Below are 23208 nucleotides of genomic sequence, written 5' to 3' on the forward strand. Positions count from 1 at the left end.
ACGATGCATTCCTGTTACTTCGGAGGTGCCAGTGTTCCGTCGCGACCTGCTCGCCACGATGCCCGCCGCGTTCGCCCTTTGGCCGGCGCGGGATAGCGCTGCCCAGGCTCCTGCCAATGAGGGGCGCCAGCAGCCGGCGAATGCTCCGACCCCCTTCAACGGCAGCTCCGTCCGCGCCATGGCGCGTGACCTGGCTTCCAGGCCTTTCCGCGCTCCCGACAGCGACCTGCCGCGCGGATTATCGGACCTGACCTATGACCAATACCGGGACATTCGCTTCAATCCACAGCGCGCCTGGTGGCGGGACGGCGGCCTGCCTTTCCAGATGCAGCTCTTCCACCGAGGCTTCTTGTACCGGCAGCGCGTGGAAATATACGAGGTTGCCGAAGGCAAGGCGCAACGCATCCTCTACAGCCCGGACCTCTTCGCCTTCCAGAATCTGGAAGCGCCGCAGCCAGCGGATCTCGGCTTCGCCGGCCTCCGTCTGCATGCGCCGGTCAACCGGCCGGACTATTTCGACGAGATCTGCGCCTTCCTCGGGGCCTCCTATTTCCGGGCCGTGGCCAAGAACCTGAATTACGGCTTATCGGCGCGGGGGCTGGCCATCAAGACGGCGGAGCCCTCCGGCGAGGAGTTCCCCTTCTTCCGCGCCTTCTGGGTGGAACGGCCGCGGCAGGGCGTGAACTCCATCACCGTCTGGGCGCTGCTCGACAGCCAGAGCGCTGCCGCTTCCTATCGCTTCACCATACGCCCGGGCGAGGACACGACCTTCGACACGGAAGCCACGGTGTTCCCCCGCGTGGACCTCGATACTGTCGGAATCGCGCCGTTGACCAGCATGTTCTGGTTTGCCGCCAATGACCGGGTCGGCATCGACGACTACCGCCCTGCCGTACACGATTCGGACGGGCTGATGATGCTCAGCGGGCGTGGCGAGCAGATCTGGCGGCCGCTGCAGAATCCACGCGACCTGCAGGTGAGCTATTTCAGCGACGTGAATCCGCGCGGCTTCGGGCTGATGCAGCGCAAGCGTGCCTTCACCAACTATGACGACCTGGAGGCGCGCTACGAACGCCGGCCCAGCGCCTGGGTAGAGCCGATCGGCGATTGGGGTGAGGGGCTGGTGCAGCTCGTCGAGATACCAACCGGCTCAGAGATTCACGACAATATCGTCGTTGCCTGGCGGCCGAAGCAGCCGCTGCAGGCCAAGGGCGAGTATGGCTTCGTCTACCGCCTGCACTGGGCGCCGCAATGGACCGGCCAGAACGACCTGGCGCGCGTGACCGACACGCGGGTCGGCGCCGGCATCAATAACCAGGATACGCGCCTCTTCGTCATCGGCCTCGCGGGCGGGAAGCTGGACGCGCTGCCGGCCGACGCACAGCCTGCGCTGGAAGTGACGGCGGACAAGGGCGAAATCCGCAACACCGTGGCACAGCGGAACGCCGAGACGGGTGGGTGGAGGATTTCCTTCGAACTTGCCCCGGGCAACGAGACTCAGGTGGAGTTGCGCGCCGTGCTGCGCCAGGGCGATCAGCCGCTGGCGGAAAGCTGGATGTACCGATGGGCCCCGTGAAGGAGCAGATCCGGCGCGGCGGACCGGCCGAGGCTGGCTGGCACGCCCTGCCGCCGGAAGCGCCGCTCGCCATGCCGGTGCAGGATCTGCATGGCCCTGCCCCCGGCGGACCGGCTTCACGCCCATCGACGCCCCGTTTCATGGCATTGCGCCGCTTCCTTGTGGTCGGCGGCGCGGTGGCATTGACGGCGCTGGGTGGGCACGAGATGTATCTCGTGCTGGATCTCAGCCGGCCGACTGTGCTGCAGATCCTGCTTTTCCTGCTCTTCCTGGTGCTCTTCGCCTGGGTGGCGCTGTCCTTCACCTCGGCGCTCGCCGGGTTCTTCCGGATCCTGGCGGGAGAGGAGCGCCGGCTCGGGATCTCCGCCCGCGGACCGCTGCCGGAGCTCCAGACGCGCACCGCGCTGCTGATGCCCGTCTACAACGAAGCGCCGGAACGGGTGATGGCCGGGCTGCAGGCCATCCACGAATCGCTGGCGGCTCTCGGAGTCGGCGCGAAGTTCGATGTCTTCATTCTCAGCGATACGACCGATGCCGATGCCTGGGTGACGGAGGAGGCGGCCTTCCTGGCGCTGCGGGAGCGCACGGGCGACCACGAACGGATCTTCTACCGCCGCCGGCCCAGGAACACCGAACGCAAATCCGGCAACATCGCCGATTGGGTGAGGCGCTTCGGTGGCGCCTATCCCCAGATGCTGATCCTCGATGCCGACAGCGTCATGGATGGCGAGACGCTGGTGCGGCTTGTCGCCGCCATGGAAAGGCACGAGGATGTCGGCCTGATCCAGACCCTGCCGGTGATCGTCAACGGCCGCTCGCTCTTCGCCCGGATGCAGCAATTCGCCGGGAGGGTCTATGGCCCGTTGATCGCCGAAGGCATCGCCTGGTGGCATGGCCCGGAGGGCAATTACTGGGGCCATAACGCCATGATCCGCTGCCGCGCCTTCGCCGAGCAGGCGGGGCTGCCGCAGTTGCGCGGACGCAAGCCCTTTGGCGGGCATATCCTGAGCCATGACTTCGTCGAGGCGGCGCTGATGCGGCGGGGAGGCTGGGCTATCCATATGGTGCCGGCGTTGCGCGGATCCTATGAGGAAAGCCCGCCCTCGCTGACGGACCTGTCCATCCGGGACCGGCGCTGGGCGCAGGGCAATCTGCAGCACATGGCGGTGCTGCCGGCGCGCGGGCTGCACTGGATCAGCCGCCTGCACCTGCTCACCGGCATCGGCTCCTACATCACGGCGCCGCTGTGGTTCCTGTTCCTGGTGGTCGGCCTGCTCACCTCGTTGCAGGCACGCTTCATCCGGCCGGAATACTTCCCAGCCGGACCCAGCCTCTTCCCAGACTGGCCGGTGGTCGATCCGGTACGCGCCATGTGGGTCTTCGTCGGCACGATGAGCCTGCTCTTGGTGCCGAAGCTGCTCGCCTGGATCGCGCTGCTCTTCCGGCCCGCGGACCGCTCCGGCTGCGGCGGCGCCATCCGCGCCTGCCTCAGCATGCTGGTGGAGACGGTGATTGCGGGCCTCATGGCACCGATCACCATGCTGACGCAGTCCGTGGATGTGGTTTCCATCCTGCTCGGCCGCGACAGTGGCTGGAATGCCCAGCAGCGCGAGGATGGCAGCCTCGCCTTCCGTGAGGTGCTGCGGCTCTATTGGCGACACACGATCTTCGGCTGCGTTTTCGGCGGGGCTGCCTGGCTCGTCTCGCCGTTTCTGGCTCTCTGGATGCTGCCGGTGATCCTGGGGCTCGCCTTGGCCGTGCCGCTGGCGGCCTGGACGGGCCGGCGCAGCGCGGGCGATGCGCTGCGGCGCCTTGGGTTGCTGCTGATCCCCGAGGAGCGCCGCCCGCCCGTCGTGCTGGACCGGGCCAACGCCCTGCACCGCGAGCTGCGGGCCCAGGCGCCCGCACCGATGGAGGCGGTGCAGCAACTCGCCAATGACCCGGTGCTGGCCCAGGCGCATCGCCGCATGCTGCCGCCGGCGCGCCGACCGCGTATCGACCCCATCGACCCGGCGCTGCTCCTCGGCATGGCGCGGGTGGAGGAAGCGGATCGTCTGGAGGATGTGTTGCCGGCCTTGTCGCGAGCAGAAAAGGCTGCTGTGCTGGGCAACGCGCAGGGGCTGGACCGCCTGCTGGCCCTGGCCCGGCGACGTGACGGGTAAGGCAGCATCGGCCTGAGCCATATCGGAAGCCTATTTGCCGAGCCGGCCCCCCATGGAGCGATGGAAAGCTGCTAAGGCAGAGCGAACGGGACACAGCTCGCCGCGGCGCTAGTACGCAATACCGTCTAAGCGCCGCGCGCCGCGAAGCCGCCATCCACCAGAAGCTCGGTCCCTGTTACGTATTTCGCCTCGTCCGAGGCGAGGTACAGCGCAGCATGGGCGACGTCCCAGGCATCCCCTCGGCGGCCGAGCGGCACCCGCCGCTGCGCTTCGGTGCGCAGCGTGGCAAGATCCGCCCGCCCCTTCTGCTTACTGACCCGGTGCTCCAGCAGCGGCGTGTCGATCATTCCCGGGATGATGGTGTTGCAGCGTATGCCCATGGGACCGTATCGCACCGCGATCTGCCGGGTGAACTGTACCAGCGCCGCTTTGGAGGCGGAGTAGCCGATATGGTCGTGCCCCAGATGGCGCAACCCGCCGATCGAGCCGACGGTGAGGATCACTCCGCCACGCTGGCGCTGCATCACCGGCAACACCGCCTTGGACGTCAGGAAGACAGAGGTGAGGTTGAGATCGAGCTGGCCGCGAAAAGCCTCGAGGGACATCTCCTCCGGCCCGCCAGGGACTGAGCCGCCGACGTTATTGTGCAGGATGTCGATGCGGCCGAAGGCGCCGAGGCAGGCTTCGATCAGCGCCGCGACCGAGGCCGGGCAGGTGACATCCGCCTCGAAGGTGGCGCAGCGGCCACCTTCCCGTTCAACCAGTTCCGCGGTGTTGCGCGCAGACTCGATGTCCTGGTCCACGATAGCGACGGACGCCCCCTCCCGAGCGAAGAGCACGGCGGTCGCCCGCCCATTGCCCCAGCCTGGCCCGACCGATCCGGCCCCGGTGACGACCGCCACCTTGCCTGCAAGACGAAGTGTCAACTTCCCATCTCCTGTTTTCGTCGTGTCCGCCGGCGCTTCGTCCGGCCGAATGGGGCCGCCAGCCTGTCCCGGCGCGTGTTCGCCCGGATCACAGCGCCCGGCAACCCTAGGTATTGAGGTTCACCCGCTTGCCGATCTCGATCCATTTCGCGACCACCGCATTGGTCTGCGCCTGGTGCTCCTCCGGCGTGTTCAGGACCGGGCTGTAGGCCGCCTCGCGCAGGCGGCGGTTCAGCTCCGGCTCGCGCATCGATGCGGCGATGAGGTCGCGCAGCTTGCGGCGGATGGCGAGCGGCGTGTTCGCCGGCGCATGCATGCCCCAGTAGCTGTTGACGTCCACGCCGGAGACCCCGGCTTCGGTGAAGGTCGGCACATCGGGCATGGACGGGTCGCGCGCCTCGCCGGTCAGGGCGATCGCACGGATCTCGCCGGATTCGATCAGCTTTCGCGCCGAGCTGATGCCGCCGAACTGCATCGTCACCTGGCCGGAGAGCAGGGCGCTGAGGGCCGGGCCGGAGGAACGGAAGGGCACATGCGTGGTATCGATGCCAGCCTGCAGGTTCAGCAGCACGCCGGCGAAATGGGTGGAAGAGCCGATGCCGCCGGAGGCGAAGGTCAGCGTGCCCGGCTGCGCCTTCGCCAGGGCCACCAGCTCGGCCAGGTTGCGCGCCGGCACCGCCGCATTCACGATGAGGATCACCGGCCCCTGCGCCAGCATCGTCACGGCGCTGAAGTCGCGCAGCGTGTCATAGGGCAGGTTCGGCTGGATCGATGGGTTGAAGTAGAAGGCGTTGTCGGCGAGGTACAGCGTGTAGCCATCCGGCCTGGCGCGCGAGACCAGCTCGGTGCCGATGACGGCCGCTGCATCCGACCGGTTCTCCACGACCACCGTCTGGCCAAGCCTGGCGCTGAGCGATGGCGTCAGCAGCCGCGCGATGATGTCGGAGCCGCCGCCGGGCGCGCGCGGAACGACCAGCCGGATGGTCCTGGACGGATACTCATCCTCCTGTGCCAGGGCCTGGCGGGCTGTGGTTGCGGCCGCCAGGGTCATCAGGGCACGCCTGCCAATACGCATTGGACTCTCCGTCACTGTCAGGGTTTGCCGTGCTCCTGTTCCGGGGGCCTTGGCGGCCCGTTCCTTCTTGTGGCCGCGGGCGCGGAGGCGCCCGTGGCAGCATCAGCCCAGCCTGTCCGCCGCCTCCAACTCGGCGTTGCGGCCGGGCTCCAACGGCCCGAGCGACAGGCCGCCGCAGACGAACAGCATCTGGCCCGTGACGTAGCTGCTTCGTGCCTCCAGGAAATGCGCGACCGCCTGGGCAATCTCGGCAGGCTCGCCGATGCGCCGCATCGGCACGCCGCCGGTCAGGCGGGTGACATCGGGTGCATCCGCCGGGTTGTTGCGGCGGAACAGGTCGGTGTTGATCATGCCCGGCCCGACGGCATTGCAGGTGATGCCCGCGGCGGCGAATTCCCGCGCCCAGGAACGGGTGAGGGCGGCGAGCGCCGCCTTCGTTGCGGCATAGGCGCTGCGGGTTTCCCGCCCGAAGACGGCGCGGCTGGTAATGTTGACGATGCGGCCGAACCCCGCCGCGCGCATCCCCGGCAGCACCGCCTGCACGCAGAGCATCGCGCTGCCGAGGTTGAGCCGGACCAGCCAGCGCTGCGTCTCCGCCGTCGCATCGGCGATGTATTCGCGGCGGGAGGAGCCGACATTGTTCACCAGCCGGGTGATCGGCCCGCCTTCCAGCAGCCGGGCAAGCGCCGCGCGGGTCGCGGCGGGGTCCGTCACATCGGCCTGTGCGAAGCCGGCCAGGCCGTCCGGAACGGCCGCATCGATGTCGAGGCCGAGCACCGCATAGCCATCGGCGGTCAGGCGCTCGGCGATGGCACGGCCGATGCCGGTGGCGACGCCGGTGACAAGCACTCTCTGGGCGGGATCCATGGCGGGCTCTCCGGTCACACGGGCATGGCGGCGGCGCTGCGGCCACCACAGACCGCCAGGACCTGGCCGGTGACGCTGCCCGCCCGCGGGTCCAGGAAGAAGGCGACGGCATGCGCCACATCCTCGGCCGAGGGCGGCCGCACCAGGGTCGGCAAGGCCCGCGCCGGCGCCGCGGGGTCGGCATCGGGGCCGACGAGCACGATATTGGCGGTCACGCCGAGCGGGGCGAATTCCAGCGCCCAGCTCCGCGCCAGCCCAACCAGCCCGCCCATCGCCGCGGCCGCCGCGGTGGCGCCCGGCGGGCCGGTCACCGCCCAATCGACCACCATGAGCAGCCGGCTGGCGCGATCCGGCCCGCGGCGCGCCACCAGGTCGCGCACCACGAGCGTCGGCGCCACCAGCGCCTCTTCCAATTCCAGCAGCGCCTCCTCGACCACCGTCTCCGCCAGGCCCGTGGCGCGCGGTACCTTCGGGGCGAAGACGATGGCCGCAGGCGACACCTCCTCATCGGGTGCGGCCGCGGCATCCTGCAGCGCCACGCGGTAGCCCTCGGCGGCGAGGCGGCGCTCGATCGCCGCGGCGAAGGGCGAGCCCCTGCCCAACAGCAGGACGAGTGGCGGCTGCGGCTGGCCGGCTACGGACGGGGGCATCATCCCGGCGCTCCTACAGCAGCTTCTTCCGCCGCCACCTGCGGGGCAGATCGCTGGGGAAGGCAAGGCCGCTGACGTCGAGACCGAGGCCGATGAGCAGCTTCACCTGCTGGATGGCGCAGCGATAGCCCTCCAGCACCGGCACCTCCCAGCCCTGCTCCCGCAGCCGCTGCTGCAGGGGCGCCTGCATCCAATAGGCGCCGGAGCAGCCGAGCATCAGCACCTCGGCGCCATCCTCCTCGATCGCCGCTATCGACTCGGCCACCGCGGCGTCGAGCATGTCGCAGCGCCCGTCGCGCTCGAACCGCGCCTTTTCCAGATGCACCGGACGCGGCTCGGTATGGTTCGGCCGCGGCAGGGGGAAGTTGATGTTGCGGATGGAGGCGCAGCGATCGGCGAAGCGGTACTGCACGACCAGGCTGTGCATCCGCATGTTGTGCGCCTCGGAGATGTCGATGATGCTGAAGCGGCTGCCCAGCATCGACGCCACCTGCATCTGCGCGCTGGCGCAGGCCGTCACCGGAATGCCGTAGCGCCGGGCGATCTCCTGCGCCTCCGGAAAGCCCGGATCGCCGCCGCCAAGCAGGACGATACCGTTGTATTTACCGCTCTCACAGGCCTGCCGCACGATCGGCAGCCGGGCGGCGCCCACCAGGTGGAATTCCTCGCGCGTCTCCACCGGCCAGTCGCCATGCGGCGTCAGCGGGCCGGGATGCATCTCCCATTCGGCATCCGCCAGAAGCGGCGCCACCGCCGTGTAGTTCATCAGCATGGACTCCTTCGGTCCACGCATGGGGCGCATCTGGTAGCCGGAATTCTCCGAGAGGCTGAAGGCCTGGATGAGCTGCAGGCGGTATTTCGGGCTACCGGTCGGCACGGTCGCATCCTCTTCGCAGCATTTCGCCGGCGGGGCGCAGGGATGTGGCGCAGCCTCGCGGCCCGCCCGGGCGGCAGCCTGCGCGCCGTGACCCCGGCGGCACCCATGCCCGGCCGGTCGTTCCGGCGCGGCGTGGCATGGCGCTAGGCGACCGCGGGAGCGGCACGCAGCAGCGCATCGTCATCGACCGCCGCCAGCGCCGAGGTGTCCGGATTGTTCATGAACCAGGCGCGCTTGCTCCATTGCGGCAGGTTCGAAACCGCGTTGTAGAGCAGGTAGAAGATCGGCCGGGACCAGGGGGTGAGATTCGGTCCGGAGCTGTGCAGCAGCGTCGGGTGGATGAAGGCGACCGTGCCGGCAGGTGCCGAGAGATCGCGGATGCCGCTCTGTTCGGCGCACTCCTGCAGCACCTCCACCGGAATGCGCTCGGCCTTGTAGCCCTCGACCGGCTTCTCGCGCGCCAGGATCTCATCCAGCCCGTCGCGCTGGCTGCCCGGAACGACCAGCAGAGGCCCGTTCGCCGGGGTGCAATCCTCCAGGAAGACCGCGGTCATCACGGCGCGCGGCAGCGGCAGCCCGTCGCCGCGGTGCCAGGCGCTGAAATCCTGGTGCCAGGACCAGGCATCGCCCAGGAAAGGCAGCTTCAGATTCACCCGGCTCTGATAGACATAGGCCGCTTCGCCGAGAATCTGCTCCACCGGCTCCAGGAGGCGGCGCAGCCGGCTGAGGGTGCGGTACGGCTCGCTCGTCAGATGCGGTGCGTAGACGATGCGCGGCTTGTCGGACTCGTCGCGCCGCACCTGCGGTCCATCCTGCGCGAGGAGCCGTGGCAGCTCCTCCTGCAGCAGGGCAATTTCCGCCGTCGAGAGCATGTTGGGAAAGCAGAGATAGCCATCCCTGCGATAGGCGGCGAGCTGATCATCCTCAAGCTGCACGGGTGCTTCTCCCTCCGGCCAGGTGAGCTGCCCACACCCCGGGCGTGGCTGCAGCCGATCGCGGACCCCGCCCGCTCCACGCCGAAGCGGACGAGCTGGCGTATCACAATGCGATATGCTATTCCGCATCGCAATCCGATCATTGGGAACGGTCCGATGCGAGTCAACAGCAATTCCGATGGCCGGACTGCCGCGGCTGAGCCGGTGGCGAAGCCGCCGAATGTCCGGTCCATCATCAAGGCCTTCCAGGTGCTGGAGGCGTTCCGCGAGCGCGACCGCTTCCTCAACCTCAGCGACATCGCCGCGGCGACCGGGCTGGACAAAAGCGCGGTGCAGCGATTCACCCGGACGCTGCGGGATCTCGGCTATCTCGAGCAGGAGCCGACGACGCGGCGCTATTCGCTCGGGCGGCGGCTGCTGGACCTGTCCTTCTGGTTCCTGCGCAGCCATCCGCTGACGGACCGCGCTGTACCGGTGCTGGTCGATCTACGGCAGGCGGTGGGGGAGCGGGTCGACCTGGTGCTGCCGGATGGCGATTTCATTCTCTACGTCATCCGGATGCAGGCGAAGCGCGAGGCCGTCAGGCCGGCGCTCGTCGGGCGGCGGGTGCCCCAATTCTGCTCCGCCGGCGGCCGCGCCATGCTGGCTTGCCTGGACGAGGCCGAGGCGCTGCGGATCATCACCGCCTCCGACCGGCGGGCGTTCACGCCGCACACCAAGACCGACCCCGACGCCATCCTGGAAGAGGTGCGGAAGGCTCGGGCGAAAGGCTACGCGGTGCAGTCCCAGGAATGGCTGCTGACCGAGACGGTTGCCGCCGCTGCCGTTACCGACAATGCGGGGAAGCCGATCGGCGCCATCAACATCGCCGCCCACGCTTCCGATCTCCGCATGGCGGAGTTCGAACGCCGTATCGCGCCGGCGCTGCTCGCCGCAGCGCGCGAGTTGAAAGGCTAAAGCGTGATGCGTGCGCTGTCGCTCAGGGGCGCTTTGACGTGCCGGAGCTGGGCCGCCGCATCGAGGCGACGAGCGTGCTGCGCGGCGCCCACGCGACCCTCGCCGAGGTGACCGACATCGGCCGTGCGGCGCTAAGATGCGCCTGCACAGCCCGGTGCGGCCTATTCTCTGGCGACCGCAGTTCGACAAGGCGGCCCGCCTGCTCACGCAGGCTCCAAAATTCCAGGCCGGCCAGGTGCTGCTGCCCCGGAAAGCCCCTTGGCTTGCCGAGCATGTCGCCGAGCTCCTGGGCTTCCTAGATGGTGCGCATGACGACCAGGTCGACAGCACCTCGCAGGCGCTGAGCTGGCTCTCCCGCCGGATCGCCACTGGCAACCCGACCGCGCCACCTAGTCCGAAACGACCGGCCGGGGCGCCAAGGCAAACGACCAGGAGGTAGGATGAAATCGGTGCCTTTGAGCCATACCGCCGTGTTCGGTGCTGTCCGGCGGCGTCACGCCGCGGGAGAGTATGCCGGAGGTCATCCAGTTCACCATGCGGCCGCAATTCACTGCCCTCATCGGGATCGGAGCCGGGCTGTTCCCGTTCTCGCTCCACCGGTTCCGGCTGTTCCTGCGATGAGCCGCCTCATCCGGAGCTGCTGCGTCCATGAATGAGGAGGCCTTTCATGCAGTTCGTACCGAAGAGATCTATTGGACAGACGGCCATCGTCACAGGCACCGGCTCGGGAATCGGCCGGGCCACCGCCGCGCGGCTTCTTCAAGAGGGCGCCCGCGTCGTCGCCACCGACATCGATGAGAACCGCTTGGCGGGGTTCGGGCGGGAGAAGGCGGGCGGCACTCTCCTGGCGATGGCCGGCGATATCTGCCGCGAGGAGGTCGTGCGGAGGATCGTCGAGGCCTGCGCCGGCCGCGTGGACGCATTCGCCAATATGGCTGGCATCATGGACGGCGTGCCGCGAGCCGCGGAAGTGGCCGTGCTGTCGTCAGACAGCGGCTGGTCGGCCTGCTGATATGGCGGAGACGCACCATGTCGTCGTCCTGGGCGGTGGTGTCGCCGGGATCGAGGTCGCCACGCGGCTCGCGGGTCGGGCCGTCGGCGAAAGGCAGCTCAAGGTCACCCTGATCGATCGCGAGACAGCCCATGTCTGGAAGCCGATGCTGCACACGATTGCCGCCGGCACGCGCGACGTCTATCAGCAGCAGACGGCTTACGTGGCGCAGGCGCGGAGCCACGGCTTCGTCTTCCAACCGGGCGAGGTGCTGGGTATCGACCGCGGGGCTCGGCACGTCCTGCTGGCGCCTTGGCTGTCGGCACAGGGGCAGGAACTGCTCCATGCCCGGGACATTCCTTACGATACGCTCGTCCTGGCGCTGGGCAGCGAGGCGAACGACTTCGGCACCCCCGGCGTGAGGGAGCATTGCCGCACCATCGACTCACGCCGCCAGGCCATTGACTTCAACGACGAGATCCGCCTCCGCATCCTGCAATCGGCCACGGAGGACAAGCCTCTGGCGATCGGCATCGTCGGAGGTGGCGCGACGGGGGTGGAACTTGCGGCCGAGCTGATCCAGCTCGCGACCCTTGCGGAATACTACGGCGCCAGGGACATGTCGCGGAAGCTCAGCGTGGTTCTCATCGAAAGCGGCGACCGTCTGCTTGCCGCTTTTCCGGATCGGATCGCTCAGGCCACGCGAGTACGCCTTGAGGAGCTCGGCATCGCCGTAAAGGTCGGCGCCAAGGTAATGGCGGTCGAGCCGGAGGGATTCCGGCTTTCGGATGGCAGCCTGGTGGAAGCCGGGCTCAAGGTCTGGGCCGCCGGGGTCAAGGCCCCCGACCTCCTGGCCCGCCTCGACGGGCTGGAGATGACGCGCGCGCATCAGGTGGTGGTCGGACCGACGCTCCGCACGACGCGCGATGAGAACATCTACGCCCTGGGTGATTGCTCCAGCCTGACTCTTCAAGGGCAGGCGCGGCCACTGCCGCCGACGGCGCAAGTCGCGCACCAGCAGGCACGTTACCTGGCGAGGTGGATGCCCGACCTGCTGACAGCCCGGCCTGTGCCCAACTTCACCTATCGCGACTTCGGCTCGCTGGTGTCCCTTGGCGGCTTCGATGCCTACGGATCGCTCGGCAAGTTCGGGTTCTTCAAGGGTGGATTCATCCGTGGCCGCGTAGCCCAGCTCGGACACGCGATGCTGTACCGGAGCCATCAGGCCCGCCTGCACGGCTTCTGGCATGGCAGTCTGCTTTGGCTGGTAGACCGCATCAACGCGCGCATCCGTCCGGCCATACGGGTGGACTGAACTGATATCCCCGTCCCCGGGCACGAAATCCCGGTGGAGAACTGGCATGGCGATGCGAGCGGTCGATCACCTGCTTCTCGGCGGGGGTGTGGGCGATGCAGAGGAGTGCCCACTCGCCTCTGACCGTCGGATAGCCGGGCTCCTCGGGGAGGCAGCAAGGATGGCTGAGAGGCGACGTATCTGGAGATCAGCTTCGCGCCTCGGGTCATGCGATCGTACACCTCGACTGCGCGGCCCAGAGAGAATGGTCAGCCGGGCCTGGCCATTCCGTCACGGAGCGGCACGGCCAGCAGGGTACCCCCTGCCGGATTTAACGCCGCCTCCGCCAGGACAAGATCGGCCGGCTTGTCCACATCCACCGCCGCAGCGCCGAAGGGCATCTCTACAGCCGCGAGCCGCGCGCCGCAGCGCCGTTCCAGCGCGTCCAATGCCGCCCGCAAGGTCAGGCGCCCGAGCACGAAGCGCAGCAACAGCAAGGGGCCTAGCAGCCGCATCATGGCCCATGGCTGCTTACGCCGCTGCTCCAGCCGCTGCCAGAAGGCAACCACGCCGCTCGCCTCCGGCGCCGCCAGCAAAAACAGATTGCACCCGCTGAATGCCCCGTCCCGGAAGCGCAGCCAGGTCCGTCGCGTCGTCGGAAAGGCGGCCAGCACCGTCCGGTCCCGTGCTACGGCGGCAGCCGCCGCGGCTTGCGGCGGCGTAGCGCTCAGGACACGCGTCACCATTGCCGGTGTCAGCAGGGGAGCATCGGCGGCGGTGACCAGCATCGGCGCGCCGAACTCGGCGAAGGCCGCTGCCACGCTCCGGGCCGGGCTCGCCCCGGCCGGGCGCAGCACGACATCCTCCAGCCCTGCAAGCCCGGCCAGCGTCGCCTCGGGATGTTCGATGGCGACGATGATGCGGCCCACCCCAGGTGTCGCACGTAGCGCTGCGGTCACCCGCAGCAGCATCGGCACACCGGCCACCGGCAGCAGCGCCTTGTGCGAAACGCCGGCCGCAACCGCCATCGGGTCCGGCATGCCGCCGCGCTGCCCGGCCAGCACCAAAGCGGTCACGCCCTTCCTCACCTTGCCAGCACCTTCTCGTAGACGCGGTAGGTCTTATAGAGGCGGCCGTCCAGCGCTTCCGCCAGACGCCGCATGGGCTGGTTGTCCTCCAGCACCCAGGACATCTCGACACGGCGAATGCCGAGTGCCAGCGCCTCCCGCCGCAGCGCCTCCACCAGGAAGAGCGGCAGCACCCGCCCGAGGAGCCCGACGCCCAGGTTGCGACGAACGCCCATTAGCGGCACGCGGGCCGTCCCCACGCCGGCGACCTTCAGCCGCCAGAGGAGCCGCGCCCAGCCGAAAGGCAGCAGCCGGCCGGAAAGGTCGCGGATCGCCTCGTTCAGGTTCGGCAGGCAGACGACAAAGGCGGCGGGCCGCCCCGCCACCTCGGCGAACCAGACCAGCCTTTCATGCAGCAGAGGCTGCAGTTCCTTGGCCAGATGCGCAACCTCCTCCGCGGTGAAGGGCATGAAGCCCCAATTCCCGGACCAGGCATCGTTGAAGATGTCGATCAGCGCCGCGACCTCCTCGCGCAGCGCGGCCCGGCGCAGCGGGCGAAGCACAACGCCGGGCGGCAGGCCGCGGGCCAGGATCGCCGCCGCCGCGGGCGGCAATCGACCGGAGGTCTCGCAGAGATAGGCGAGGAGGTCCCGCGCCTTTCGGTAGCCCGACGCCTCCAGATGGGGGCCGGCATAGGGCGGGTCATGCGGCATCATCAGCATGGGCGGCGCGTCGAATCCCGAAACGAGCAGCCCCGCCTGCTCGTTGATCGAGAGGCTGAAGGGGCCGCGCATCCGGCGCAGGCCCCGCACCATTGCCCAATGCTCGGCTGCTGCCAGCAGGGCGGCGAAGACAGCCGCATCATCCTCCGCGGCGAGCAGCCCAAAATGCGCGAGGCGCGAGCCATCCGGGTCGCACGCCAGCCGGTCCTCCTGCGCGCTGATGCGACCGACATCCCGTCCATCCCGGCGCGCGAGCCAGAATCCTGCCTCGCCGTGACGGAACCAGGGGTTCCGCTTCGGCGACAGCGCCGCGCGGCGCTCGGCGAGCAGGGGCGGCACCCAGGCGGGATCGTGGCGGAGCAGGGCATGCGGCAGGCCAATGAAACGCTCGAGCGTGGACCGGTCCTGCACCGGCAGGATCTCGATGGCGGATGCCATCGCCGCGGGGCGGGTCACGCCCACTCGCCCGGCCGGGCCGGACGGTCGCGCGGCGGCGCACCGGTCAGCTGTGCCACCCAGGGGAAGCGCGTCGCCTCGGCTCGGTCGTAGCCCAGGTTGAAGACATGCGGGCTACGCACCCTTTGCCGTGCCTCGGCGTAATAGGTGCCGAAGGCCCGATCCACGACGAAGCTGGTGATGCCGTAATTGCCGGCCTCGTCGTGAAAGTGGTGCGCCAGGTGCAACTCCTTCATCCGCCGAAACAGGCGGCTCTTCGGCCGGAAGTTGAGGTGCTGGATGCAGTGGCAAAATTCGTAGACGCAGGTGATCAGGAAGCCGGCGCAAATGGCCGCCGCCGCGCCCGCGGGCCCGCCCCCCACCAACCAGCCGAGCGGCACCAGAATGGCGAGGACGGTCGGCACCGTCGTCAGGGGAGAGCCGAACAGCACGTCCAGCCGGTGCGGATCCTGATGATGGTCGAAATGGATGCGCTTCCAGAGCGCTGCCGTCAACGGCGAGCGGTAGAGGAAACGCGAGTGCAAGATGAAACGGTGAATGAGGTACCAAGCCAGCGGATAGGCCAGGAGGGTGGCGAGCACCGCAAGCAGCGGTCTTGGCGTTGCCGCCTGCATGCCCCAGGCCAGGGCAACACCGCCGCTCAGGATCGCAAGGAGGAGGTAGAGATGGATCGCCGGATGCGTGGCATAGGCGCCCACCAGCTCCCCAAGGGTCATGCGTCCGAGATCAAAGCTTCTGCCGCCACGCCAGCGCCCGTACATGCCACGTCAACTTTCCATCCGTTCCGTCCGCGCGGTGAATTGCCTTCAGAATTCCTCGCGCCAGAGCAGCCAGAAGCCCGCTATGGCGAAGCAGGCCGGCGCCGTCCAGACGGCGATGGCCGGTGGGAGAGCGCCCGCTTCCCCCAGAGCGGTCAGCAGACCGCCGGTGACGAGATAGCCGAGGCCGAGCACGAGTCCAGCCACCGCCCGCCAGCCGGCGCCATCCTGCCGCGGCAGGCCGAACGCCGCCGGGAGCGAGAGAAGCAGCATGAGAGCAGGTGTTGCGAACACAGCCAGAAGGGCCTGCACCCGCGTGGCGTAGAAGGCGCTGCCGTGCGTGACCACGCCTTCGCCCCGCAAGCCGGCGAATATCTGGCCAAGCGTTTGCGCTTCGGTTGGCCGCGAGGCTTCCCGCAGTCGGAGGGGGGGCGGCCCCTCCGGCCAGGTAAAGGTCTGCGCTGCCATGGTCTGAGGAATACCCGGCCGGGCGATTCGTGCGTCCTCGAGTAGCCAGCCTTGCGGACCATGCGTCGCATGGCGTGCATCGACCTGCAGCACCGCCCGCCCCTCGGCGTCACGGCGGATGAGAAGCACCCCCTCGAGCCGCCTGCCGTCCAGCGAGACGGCTTCCACGCTGAGGATGTCGCGGCCTGTTCGCAGCCAAAGCCGTGGCGCCGTGGCGACGGCTCCCCCCGAATTGCTGCGGCCATCCCACCAATCCGCCAGCGCCCGCTCGCTGCGCGGCACGACGCCGAGGTGCAGAGCAAGCTGCAGCCCCATGGCAATCACGCAGGCGGGCACGAGAGCCCTGAGGAGGTGCCATGCGCCCACGCCGGCCGCCCGCAGCGCCGTGATTTCCAGCATCCCCGCGAGGCGCCGGAAGGTGAGAATGGCCCCGACCAGCACGGCCAGGGGAATCAACTGGCCCAGCAACGTCGGCAGGCGCAGCAGGGTGTAGCGGGCGATGTCCGCCATCCCGCCATGCGCCAGCACCTCGCTCGCCCTGTCGAACAGGTCGAGGAGTTGCAGCAGCGCGGCCAGGCCGAGCAGCACCATGAGCATCCGTCCCAGGAGCAGGCGGCTCAGATATCGCTGCAAGGTCACGCGGAGCGCCTCAGCCGGTGCGACAACCACTCCGTGGCGGCGCTGGTGCCATGGTCCAGCGCTGCGAGCAGCCCGTCGAAGGCGCCCTCCTCTGGATGCCGGTTTCCATGGCGGAACACCGTGGCGGCGAAGCCGGCGAAGAGCAGGAGGGTGACCCAAAGCGCTGGCCGCGGATCGATGCGTCCTACATCGCCCAGCGCCTCCAGGAGCTGCAGGGCCTGCTGGTAGACTACCAGGATTACCGCCGCGAGCAGGATGCCGAGAAAGCGCCGCGTGCGTTTCGCCGCCAGCCCCATGGGCATGGCCAGAAGCGGCAGGACGAGGAGCGAGGCGGCGCGGACCAGCCTGCCATGCAGCTCGCCGGCGAGGCGGGCAGGTGCCACCGGCGGGTCGGGCGAGTGCTGCGCCGCCCAGAGCTCGTCGAGGGTGAGCTCCCGCTCGTCGGCGCCGCGCAGCCGGAAGACCGGCAGCCTCTGGACGAACGGTCGGGACTGGGAGGAGGCGGTGAAATCGAGCGTCGTGACGCGGCCGTCGGGCGCCAGGATGAGTTGTCGGCCATGCTCCAGCTCGACCAGCAGTTCACTCTGGGCGCGGTCGAGCAGAAGCCGCCCCTTGGCTGCGGTGGTCAACACCTCGGTGCCATCCCCGCGCCGCTCATGCACGACGATGCCATACAGGAGCCCGCCCGCGGGATTACGGCGGTCCACGGTGACCGTGCTATGCCGGCTGACCGGCACGAATTCCCCGGGCACCAGCGTCGCGTTCCAGCCGGCATGGGTCAGGGCGTGAAAGGCGGCGCGGTAGGCATAGCGGCTGAGTGGTTGGACATAGCCGTAAAGCCCGATACCGAGCACGGCGCAGAGCAGCCCGACGGCCAGGAAGGGCCGGCTGAGTTGCGCCAGGGACAGGCCCGTGGCCTGCAGCGCATCCAGCTCCTGGTCCCGGCTCAGCTGCGCCACCACGGCATAGACCGCGATGAACAGCGCCGCCGGCATGGCCAAGCCGAGGTAGTGGGGAACGAGATAGAGCAGCAATTGGACGATCGAGGCGGCCGGGCTGCCGGCACCGGCCAACAGGTCGAACAGGCGCAGCAGCCGCTCCAGCAACAGGGCCGGCAGCACCAGCAGCAACGTGCCGGCCAGCGGCTTCGCCAGCAGGCGAAGCATGTAGCAGGTGACGAGGGTACTGCCGACCGGGCGGCCGCGGTCCCGGCTGAAGGCGAGGCTCCCGCTCACGCCGATGGCTTGGCCCAGAGCCTGCGCAGTTGCCTGGTGATGTCGTCGCGCAGCGAAGTGTGCGGCTCGACCGCCTGGGCCAGCAGTGGCGGGCCAGGCCAGCCGGCATCCGGAAAGCTGTCCGGCCCGTGGCAACGCTCCCCTTGATACCGGGGAATGACGTGGAAATGGACGTCAGGATCCACCATCATTAGCATGAGATAGTTGATCTTCTCGTACCGGACGTAGCACTGCAACATGGTTTCGACCTGCGCCACAATCGCCTGCAGGCCGGCGAACGCCGCCGGGCTGACCGCCCCGAAGCGAGTGACCGGCTCCCGGCAGACCAGCACGAGGGAGCCGAGTGTGACCTGCTGCGGCCGAAGCAGCACCGTCCAATGCTCGGACTCGCCGATGAGCGTGGCGGGATAGCCGAATTTGGTGAGCGTGGAACTCGGCATGCGGGATCTCGCACAATCGGTGTGGTCAGAGGATCCGGCGGGCCTCGGCCGCATGCGCCGCGTCGCCCCGCTGGGGCCGGACTATAGGTGCAGGGCGGCGACGCCGCCAATCCGGTGGCAGGCACCGGCACACCCGGCGCGGCGGCGCCCACCGCACGAGAGATGGGATGGCCTCGCAGCCTGGCTGGTCGCGACGCTGGTGTTGCTCGGCGTCACACTGCGGGCCGGTGCGGCCGAGCCCCAGGTGACGGCCTGCGCCGCGCCGGATGCGCCGGCGGGGCCACGGCTGCAGGTGACCGTCACCGGAGCGCGGCGGGTGGCAGGCAATGTTACCATCACCCTCTACGGATCGCGGCGGGAAGCCTTCCTGGCCCGCACCGGCAAGCTGGCGCGGCAGCGCATTCCGCTGCGTGCCTCCGCCGTCGAGGCCTGCTTCGCGCTCTCCGCGCCCGGCGACTGCGCCATTGCCGTGTATCACGACGAGAATGACGACCACGACTTCAACCGCACCCTGATCGGCCTACCCGCCGAGGGCTACGGCTTCTCGAACGATGCGCCGACCCTGGCCGGCCTGCCATCCTTCGGGGATGTCCGTTTCACGGTCCCGCCGGGCGGATCGCAGCTGACGATCACGCTCCGCTACTGAGCTGGCCAGCCGCCGGGCGCACGACACCCTGCGCCGGCCGGGCGGCAGCAAGGCGCAGCGTCCGGTGCTGGCCGTCACGGAAGGCGCCGCTGACGGGATCCGGGACGCGCTCCGTCACCTCCACGCGCCAGCCCGGTCCATCCCGGGCGATACGGAGAAGAGACCAGCCGGGCTGGGCACCTCCTCCGGCCAGCGCCTGCGGGGCGCCCAGCACCGGGATCGGCCCGGACGGGCCCGGGAGTTCCCCGCTCAGGGTGCGGTGGTGGTGGCCGTGCAGCACCAGCTCCGCCCCGTGGCGGGCGAGCACGGCGCGCAGCCCCTCCCGGTCGCTCAGGGCCTTGCGGCGGCCCCCCGGCCCGACGAATGGGGGATGGTGCACCAGCAGCACGCGGAACAGGCCCTCCCTTGCCGCGGCGTCGAGCAGCGCCGGCAGGCGGGTAAGCTGGGCCGCGCCCAGCCATCCTCGGGCGGAGCCCGGCGGGGTCGGCACGGCGGAGGAAAGGCCGATCACCGCCAGCGGGCTCCGACGCCGCAGGAAGGGGAAGAGCGGGGCGCCTGGCTCCCCGGCGGCATCCGTCATCCAGGCCTGCCAGACTCCGGCGCCGCGCTCCCAGGGGACTGCGACGGTTGCATCGTGGTTTCCCGGCACCACCGTAACCTGATCCGGTGGGCCGAGCGCCGCGAGCCAGTCCCGGGAGGCGGCAAACTCGGCCGGCAAGGCCAGGTTGGTGAGGTCGCCCGTGACCACGACATGGTCCGCCGCTGCGGCCGCCAGATCGGTCAGCAGGGCCTCGGCCGGGACCGCCCACCGGCGCTTGCGCCGCCAGGCGAGATAGGCCAGCAAGCGCTTTCCCGCGAGTTGCCGCCAGGGGCGCAATGCGCCGGCAGGGATCGGAAGGTGCAGATCGGACAGATGCGCAAGGGCGAAGGGCATGAGCCGGACCATTCTCCCCCGGCCGTGGCGTTGGCGCCAGAACCCTCCCACCCGCCCGCGGCGCGGCTCATCGGGGAGGCGCCCGTCCCCGTCTGGAGCATGCCCGGCTCCGCCCTGCTGCGCCGCGCCCTGGGCCGGGCCGGCATCACCGAAATCGCGCCCTGGGACAACGCGCCCGCAGCGGGCGCGCTGCTGCTGATGCGGGCGGACCATGTCTATGATGCTGCTTTGGTGGCCGGCCTCGCCCGCACGCCGGCGGCGCTGCTTTGCCGGCCCGAAGACGGCAGGCCGGTCGCCGCGCACCTGCCGGCGCGCATGCCGGCCGCGGCCGTCGCCGCGGCGCTGGCGGAAGGCCGGGATGCCTGCGACCCCGCCTTTGCCGGGCTGCCGCCGCTCCGGCTAGGGGAGCTGGCCGGGAGTTACAACCGCGCCCTGCGCAAGCGCGGCACGCCCTATCTGCTGCGCCTCGCCCCGGAGACCCGCGCCACGGTGGAATGGGTGATGTTCGGCGGCTCCTACAAGGGCGTCACCGACTTCGTCACCAAGCATATTTGGCCGTGGCCCGCCTTTCAGGTGGTGCGGGCCTGCGCCGCGCTTGGCATCACGCCGAACCAGGTCACCCTGGCGAGCCTCGTGCTGGTTTTCCTGGCGCTCTGGTGGTTCGCCCAGGGCGCCTACCTGCCGGGGCTGCTCGCCGCCTGGGTGATGACCTTCCTCGACACGGTGGACGGCAAGCTGGCGCGGGTGACGCTGACCTCCACGCCCTTCGGCAACGCCTTCGACCATGCCATTGACCTGATCCACCCGCCCTTCTGGTGGCTGGCCTGGATCATGGGGCTGGGCGCGGTGGGCCTGCCGCTTGCCTACCCGGTGGCGGTCGGGGCGGTGGTCTTCGGCGGCTATGTGCTGCAGCGTTTGCAGGAGGGGCTTTTCCTCGCGCTGTACCGCATGGAGATCCATGTCTGGCGCCGCTTCGACAGCCTGTTCCGGCTGGTGATCGCGCGCCGCAACCCGAATTTGGTGCTGCTGACCCTGGCCACGCTGTTCGGCCGCCCGGATCTCGGCATCCTGGCGGTGACAGCCTGGACCGCCTTCGGCTGCATCGAGCAGGCGGTGGTGACGGTGCAGGCGGGTCTCAGGCGGCGCCGGGCGCCGCTGCGGTCCTGGCTCGAGGGATGAGCCCCCTCGACCTCGGCTCTGCCGACGGCCGTTCCCCGGAGGCGGGTGGCGGGGCCGACTGCGTGCCCAGGTCGGCCGGCGCAGGCCATCCGCCGCCTGGAGGCCGCCGCATCGGCCTCATCAGCAATCCGCTGAGCCGCGCCTTCCGCGAGGGCCGCATTCGCCTGGGCCCGCAGGCGAGGACGCTGCCCCGGGCCGAGCCCGGGACCCCCGCCGAGCTCCGGGCGGCGCTGGCGGATTTCGCCGCGCGGGGCGTGGACCTGCTGGCGGTGCAGGGCGGCGACGGCACGTTGCGCGAGGTGCTGACCGCGCTGCCGGCGGCTTTCGGCTCGCGCCCCCGGCCGGAGATCGCCCTGCTGGCGGCGGGCAAGACGAACCTGGCGGCGCGCGCCGTGGGTACGGCGGGCATCGGGGATGCCGGCCTGACGCGCCTGCTCGAGGCCGCGCGGCACGGAGCGCTGCGCCGCCGGGTGCTGCCGGTGCTCGAGGTGACCCGGCCCGGCCTGGCCGGAGCGGCGCCGCTGCGCGGACTGCTATTCGGCGCCGGCGCCTTCACCGAGGCCAAGCGCCTCGCCGATGCGCGGCTGCACGGCCGGGGCGTCCATGACCGCCTGGCGGTCGGGCTTGCCCTGGCGGGGGTGGCGCTGCGGGCGGGGCTGGACCGCGCCGATCCGCTGCGCCGCGGTGCGCCGATGGTGGTAGCCGCGGATGGCGGCCCGCCGGCGGAGGGGCGCCGGTTCCTGCTGCTCGCCACCCCGCTCGACCGGCTGATGCTCGGCCTCTGGCCCTTCTGGGGGGAAGGTCCCGGGCCGCTCCACTGGCTCGACGTCGCGGCTCCGCCGCGCCGGCTGGGGAGGGCGCTCCTCGCTGCCTGGCGCGGCCGGCCGGCCCCCTGGATGCCGGCCTCGGGCTATCGCAGCGGCCACGCGGCGCAGCTCGCCATCAGGCTTGAGGTGCCTTTCGTCCTGGATGGCGAGGTGTTCGAGCCGGGCCCGGACGGAGTCCTGCTCTCCGCCCCATGCCGGATGGGCTTCGTCGCACCATGATCACACCCGGCCGAGACGCGCTGGAGGCGCTGGTGGCGGCCGAGTTGGCCGTGCCGTCCGAACCGGGGCCCGGCACCGCTGCGGCCATGCGAGTGGCGGAGAACATCATTGCCCGGCATGGTGGCGGGGCGGTCGAGGCGGTGCTGTTCTACGGCGCCTGCCGGCGCGAGGACGACCCGACGGGCCTGCTCGACCTTTATGTGCTGACCAGCGGCCACCGCGCCTTCCACGGCCGGGCGCTGGCCGCACTGCTCAATGCGCTGCTGCCGCCGACCGTGCTGCACTGGCGCAGCCCGGGGCCCGGAGGCGAGATCCGGGCCAAGGTGGCGGTGATGCGCCTCGGCCAGTTCGAGCGGCGTCTCCGTCCCGGCGGGCTGGACACCACGATCTGGGCCCGGTTCTGCCAGCCCTCCACCCTGGTCCATGCGCGTGATGCGGCGGCGCGGCGGCGGGTAGAGCGGGCGGTCGCGCAGGCGCTGGAGACGGCCGCGCTCTGGGCGGTGCGGCTTGGGCCTGCCAGGGCGGCGCCGGACGCGTACTGGCGCAGCCTCTTCGCTCGCACCTTTGGCGCCGAGCTGCGTCCCGAGCGCAGCGACCGGCCGGACCGTCTCCTGGCCGCCGCACCCGATTGGTACGACCAGGCCCTGCCTCTGGCCCTCGCACGGCTCGGGCTTCCACCGGACGCTGCGGGCCGGCTCGCCCCCGGCCGGCTCGGGCGATGGAGCCAAGGGTGGATGCTGCGCCGGACCTGCGGCAAGGCGCTGAACCTGCTGCGCCTGGTCAAGGCGGCTTTCACCTATGAGGCCGGGCCCGACTACCTGCTCGACAAGATCGGGCGGCATACCGGCGTCACGCTGCAGCTGACGGCCTGGCAGCGGCGCCACCCCGTGCTCGCGGCGCCGGCCCTGCTCTGGCGGCTGCGACGGCGGGGCGCGGTGCGCTGAGACGGTCCCCTCGGGACCTAGTGTCCCGATTCCGCAGTCCTGCGGACGTCGTTCTCGGGGCCACCAGCTGTTGTTTTCGGTGGCCTGCTTGTCCGCTGCGTTCGCTGGAAATCCGGCGAACTTCGCGGGCAGGACACTAGAGCGGTTTCACGCTGACTGTGCAGCGCGAAACCGCTCTAGCTTATGGGTTTGTAGAGCAGATTCACGCCTCCGGGCGATGCCGCCCTCCGGCGATCTGCTCTAGAGCATGCTGTGTTTAGGCGGAAGCATATCCTGAGTTGGCGAGATAGTTGGCGCATTCGGTTGGGCTGACGAGGTCGAGGATGGCGCCGACCTTGCGCCAGGTGGTGCCGATAGTTCGCTG

Annotated in this window: 23 protein-coding genes; 10 read left to right on the plus strand and 13 right to left on the minus strand. The window is 69.9% G+C overall.

Features of this window, described 5'->3' with window-relative positions; all coding sequences use genetic code 11:
• Positions 1-178: 178 nt before the first annotated feature.
• Complete coding sequence (locus E5N76_RS17735) at positions 179-1576, plus strand: glucan biosynthesis protein (RefSeq protein ID WP_235907753.1); 1398 nt, start codon at positions 179-181, stop codon at positions 1574-1576.
• Positions 1564-3738, plus strand: a complete 2175-nt coding sequence (gene mdoH, locus E5N76_RS17740) for a glucans biosynthesis glucosyltransferase MdoH (protein WP_149538658.1) — start codon at positions 1564-1566, stop codon at positions 3736-3738. The genes E5N76_RS17735 and mdoH overlap by 13 nt, the downstream gene beginning before the upstream one ends.
• A 125-nt stretch (positions 3739-3863) precedes the next feature.
• Here the strand turns inward: mdoH and E5N76_RS17745 are convergent, their stop codons facing one another.
• The 6 genes from E5N76_RS17745 to E5N76_RS17770 all read right to left on the minus strand — a co-directional run bounded on the left by E5N76_RS17745 (position 3864) and on the right by E5N76_RS17770 (position 9068).
• Positions 3864-4664, minus strand: a complete 801-nt coding sequence (locus E5N76_RS17745) for an SDR family NAD(P)-dependent oxidoreductase (protein ID WP_149538659.1) — start codon at positions 4662-4664, stop codon at positions 3864-3866.
• A gap of 106 nt (positions 4665-4770) precedes the next feature.
• Positions 4771-5739, minus strand: a complete 969-nt coding sequence (locus E5N76_RS17750) for a Bug family tripartite tricarboxylate transporter substrate binding protein (RefSeq protein ID WP_149538660.1) — start codon at positions 5737-5739, stop codon at positions 4771-4773.
• Positions 5740-5841: 102 nt separating this feature from the next.
• Positions 5842-6606 carry an SDR family NAD(P)-dependent oxidoreductase gene (locus tag E5N76_RS17755; RefSeq protein WP_149538661.1) on the minus strand — a complete coding sequence of 255 codons (765 nt, stop codon included), beginning with the start codon at positions 6604-6606 and terminating at the stop codon, positions 5842-5844.
• Positions 6607-6620: 14 nt separating this feature from the next.
• Positions 6621-7256 carry an SDR family oxidoreductase gene (locus E5N76_RS17760; RefSeq protein WP_187830239.1) on the minus strand — a complete coding sequence of 212 codons (636 nt, stop codon included), beginning with the start codon at positions 7254-7256 and terminating at the stop codon, positions 6621-6623.
• A 13-nt stretch (positions 7257-7269) separates the two neighbouring features.
• Positions 7270-8133, minus strand: coding sequence for an aspartate/glutamate racemase family protein (locus tag E5N76_RS17765; RefSeq protein ID WP_149538663.1), 864 nt, complete (start codon positions 8131-8133; stop codon positions 7270-7272).
• Between the two features lie 143 nt (positions 8134-8276).
• Positions 8277-9068, minus strand: coding sequence for a phytanoyl-CoA dioxygenase family protein (locus tag E5N76_RS17770; RefSeq protein ID WP_187830240.1), 792 nt, complete (start codon positions 9066-9068; stop codon positions 8277-8279).
• Positions 9069-9224: 156 nt separating this feature from the next.
• Between E5N76_RS17770 and E5N76_RS17775 the strand changes: the two genes are divergently transcribed.
• From E5N76_RS17775 to E5N76_RS17790, 4 genes are all read left to right on the plus strand, one after another.
• On the plus strand, positions 9225-10025 hold the full coding sequence (locus E5N76_RS17775; protein ID WP_149538665.1) for an IclR family transcriptional regulator: 801 nt from the start codon (positions 9225-9227) through the stop codon (positions 10023-10025).
• A gap of 136 nt (positions 10026-10161) precedes the next feature.
• Positions 10162-10464 carry a phage terminase large subunit gene (terL, locus tag E5N76_RS31395; protein ID WP_149538666.1) on the plus strand — a complete coding sequence of 101 codons (303 nt, stop codon included), beginning with the start codon at positions 10162-10164 and terminating at the stop codon, positions 10462-10464.
• A 228-nt stretch (positions 10465-10692) separates the two neighbouring features.
• Positions 10693-11037 (plus strand): SDR family NAD(P)-dependent oxidoreductase, encoded by a 345-nt coding sequence (locus E5N76_RS17785; RefSeq protein ID WP_187830241.1) that lies wholly within the window; start codon positions 10693-10695, stop codon positions 11035-11037.
• A 1-nt stretch (position 11038) separates the two neighbouring features.
• Complete coding sequence (locus E5N76_RS17790; protein WP_149538668.1) at positions 11039-12331, plus strand: NAD(P)/FAD-dependent oxidoreductase; 1293 nt, start codon at positions 11039-11041, stop codon at positions 12329-12331.
• A gap of 248 nt (positions 12332-12579) precedes the next feature.
• Here E5N76_RS17790 and E5N76_RS17795 read toward each other — a convergent pair whose 3' ends face one another.
• Genes E5N76_RS17795 through E5N76_RS17820 form a run of 6 tightly spaced genes read right to left on the minus strand, consistent with a single transcriptional unit; the run spans position 12580 to position 18095 of the window.
• Positions 12580-13350: an NTP transferase domain-containing protein gene (locus E5N76_RS17795; protein WP_149538686.1), complete on the minus strand. Its 771-nt coding sequence runs from the start codon at positions 13348-13350 to the stop codon at positions 12580-12582.
• 44 nt (positions 13351-13394) lie between these two features.
• Positions 13395-14555, minus strand: coding sequence for a GNAT family N-acetyltransferase (locus tag E5N76_RS17800; protein ID WP_149538669.1), 1161 nt, complete (start codon positions 14553-14555; stop codon positions 13395-13397).
• Complete coding sequence (locus E5N76_RS17805; RefSeq protein ID WP_149538670.1) at positions 14552-15316, minus strand: sterol desaturase family protein; 765 nt, start codon at positions 15314-15316, stop codon at positions 14552-14554. Before E5N76_RS17805 ends, E5N76_RS17800 begins: the two co-directional genes overlap by 4 nt.
• A gap of 45 nt (positions 15317-15361) precedes the next feature.
• Positions 15362-16450 carry an LptF/LptG family permease gene (locus tag E5N76_RS17810; RefSeq protein ID WP_328593064.1) on the minus strand — a complete coding sequence of 363 codons (1089 nt, stop codon included), beginning with the start codon at positions 16448-16450 and terminating at the stop codon, positions 15362-15364.
• Complete coding sequence (locus tag E5N76_RS17815) at positions 16417-17655, minus strand: LptF/LptG family permease (RefSeq protein WP_149538672.1); 1239 nt, start codon at positions 17653-17655, stop codon at positions 16417-16419. Before E5N76_RS17815 ends, E5N76_RS17810 begins: the two co-directional genes overlap by 34 nt.
• Positions 17652-18095 (minus strand): HIT family protein, encoded by a 444-nt coding sequence (locus E5N76_RS17820; protein ID WP_149538673.1) that lies wholly within the window; start codon positions 18093-18095, stop codon positions 17652-17654. The genes E5N76_RS17815 and E5N76_RS17820 overlap by 4 nt, the downstream gene beginning before the upstream one ends.
• Here E5N76_RS17820 and E5N76_RS17825 point away from each other — a divergent pair.
• Positions 18094-18741 (plus strand): DUF2141 domain-containing protein, encoded by a 648-nt coding sequence (locus tag E5N76_RS17825; RefSeq protein ID WP_235907755.1) that lies wholly within the window; start codon positions 18094-18096, stop codon positions 18739-18741. The two genes, E5N76_RS17820 and E5N76_RS17825, sit on opposite strands and share 2 nt — an antisense overlap.
• Here the strand turns inward: E5N76_RS17825 and E5N76_RS17830 are convergent.
• Positions 18725-19687 (minus strand): metallophosphoesterase family protein, encoded by a 963-nt coding sequence (locus E5N76_RS17830; RefSeq protein WP_149538674.1) that lies wholly within the window; start codon positions 19685-19687, stop codon positions 18725-18727. The two genes, E5N76_RS17825 and E5N76_RS17830, sit on opposite strands and share 17 nt — an antisense overlap.
• Here E5N76_RS17830 and E5N76_RS17835 point away from each other — a divergent pair.
• The 3 genes from E5N76_RS17835 to E5N76_RS17845 are packed head-to-tail and all read left to right on the plus strand — an operon-like array spanning position 19655 to position 22844.
• Positions 19655-20854, plus strand: a complete 1200-nt coding sequence (locus E5N76_RS17835; protein WP_149538675.1) for a CDP-alcohol phosphatidyltransferase family protein — start codon at positions 19655-19657, stop codon at positions 20852-20854. The genes E5N76_RS17830 and E5N76_RS17835 overlap by 33 nt on opposite strands.
• Complete coding sequence (locus E5N76_RS17840) at positions 20851-21900, plus strand: diacylglycerol kinase family protein (RefSeq protein ID WP_149538676.1); 1050 nt, start codon at positions 20851-20853, stop codon at positions 21898-21900. Before E5N76_RS17835 ends, E5N76_RS17840 begins: the two co-directional genes overlap by 4 nt.
• Positions 21897-22844: a hypothetical protein gene (locus E5N76_RS17845; protein ID WP_149538677.1), complete on the plus strand. Its 948-nt coding sequence runs from the start codon at positions 21897-21899 to the stop codon at positions 22842-22844. The genes E5N76_RS17840 and E5N76_RS17845 overlap by 4 nt, the downstream gene beginning before the upstream one ends.
• Positions 22845-23208: the final 364 nt, after the last annotated feature.

It is taken from the genome of Siccirubricoccus phaeus, from assembly GCF_008360935.1.
Taxonomy (GTDB): Bacteria; Pseudomonadota; Alphaproteobacteria; order Acetobacterales; family Acetobacteraceae; genus Siccirubricoccus; species Siccirubricoccus phaeus.

Coding starts and splice junctions, on each gene's coding strand:
- E5N76_RS17790 (WP_149538668.1), top strand. CDS start 11,039: ATGGCGGAGACGCACCATGTCGTCGTCCTGGGCGGTGGTGTCGCCGGG.
- E5N76_RS17840 (WP_149538676.1), top strand. CDS start 20,851: ATGAGCCCCCTCGACCTCGGCTCTGCCGACGGCCGTTCCCCGGAGGCG.
- mdoH (WP_149538658.1), top strand. CDS start 1,564: ATGGGCCCCGTGAAGGAGCAGATCCGGCGCGGCGGACCGGCCGAGGCT.
- E5N76_RS17750 (WP_149538660.1), bottom strand. CDS start 5,739: ATGCGTATTGGCAGGCGTGCCCTGATGACCCTGGCGGCCGCAACCACA.
- terL (WP_149538666.1), top strand. CDS start 10,162: ATGCGCCTGCACAGCCCGGTGCGGCCTATTCTCTGGCGACCGCAGTTC.
- E5N76_RS17825 (WP_235907755.1), top strand. CDS start 18,094: ATGCGGGATCTCGCACAATCGGTGTGGTCAGAGGATCCGGCGGGCCTC.
- E5N76_RS17755 (WP_149538661.1), bottom strand. CDS start 6,606: ATGGATCCCGCCCAGAGAGTGCTTGTCACCGGCGTCGCCACCGGCATC.
- E5N76_RS17785 (WP_187830241.1), top strand. CDS start 10,693: ATGCAGTTCGTACCGAAGAGATCTATTGGACAGACGGCCATCGTCACA.
- E5N76_RS17760 (WP_187830239.1), bottom strand. CDS start 7,256: ATGCCCCCGTCCGTAGCCGGCCAGCCGCAGCCGCCACTCGTCCTGCTG.
- E5N76_RS17845 (WP_149538677.1), top strand. CDS start 21,897: ATGATCACACCCGGCCGAGACGCGCTGGAGGCGCTGGTGGCGGCCGAG.
- E5N76_RS17835 (WP_149538675.1), top strand. CDS start 19,655: ATGCGCAAGGGCGAAGGGCATGAGCCGGACCATTCTCCCCCGGCCGTG.
- E5N76_RS17775 (WP_149538665.1), top strand. CDS start 9,225: ATGCGAGTCAACAGCAATTCCGATGGCCGGACTGCCGCGGCTGAGCCG.
- E5N76_RS17735 (WP_235907753.1), top strand. CDS start 179: ATGGCGCGTGACCTGGCTTCCAGGCCTTTCCGCGCTCCCGACAGCGAC.
- E5N76_RS17795 (WP_149538686.1), bottom strand. CDS start 13,350: ATGCCGGACCCGATGGCGGTTGCGGCCGGCGTTTCGCACAAGGCGCTG.
- E5N76_RS17820 (WP_149538673.1), bottom strand. CDS start 18,095: ATGCCGAGTTCCACGCTCACCAAATTCGGCTATCCCGCCACGCTCATC.
- E5N76_RS17830 (WP_149538674.1), bottom strand. CDS start 19,687: ATGGTCCGGCTCATGCCCTTCGCCCTTGCGCATCTGTCCGATCTGCAC.
- E5N76_RS17805 (WP_149538670.1), bottom strand. CDS start 15,316: ATGTACGGGCGCTGGCGTGGCGGCAGAAGCTTTGATCTCGGACGCATG.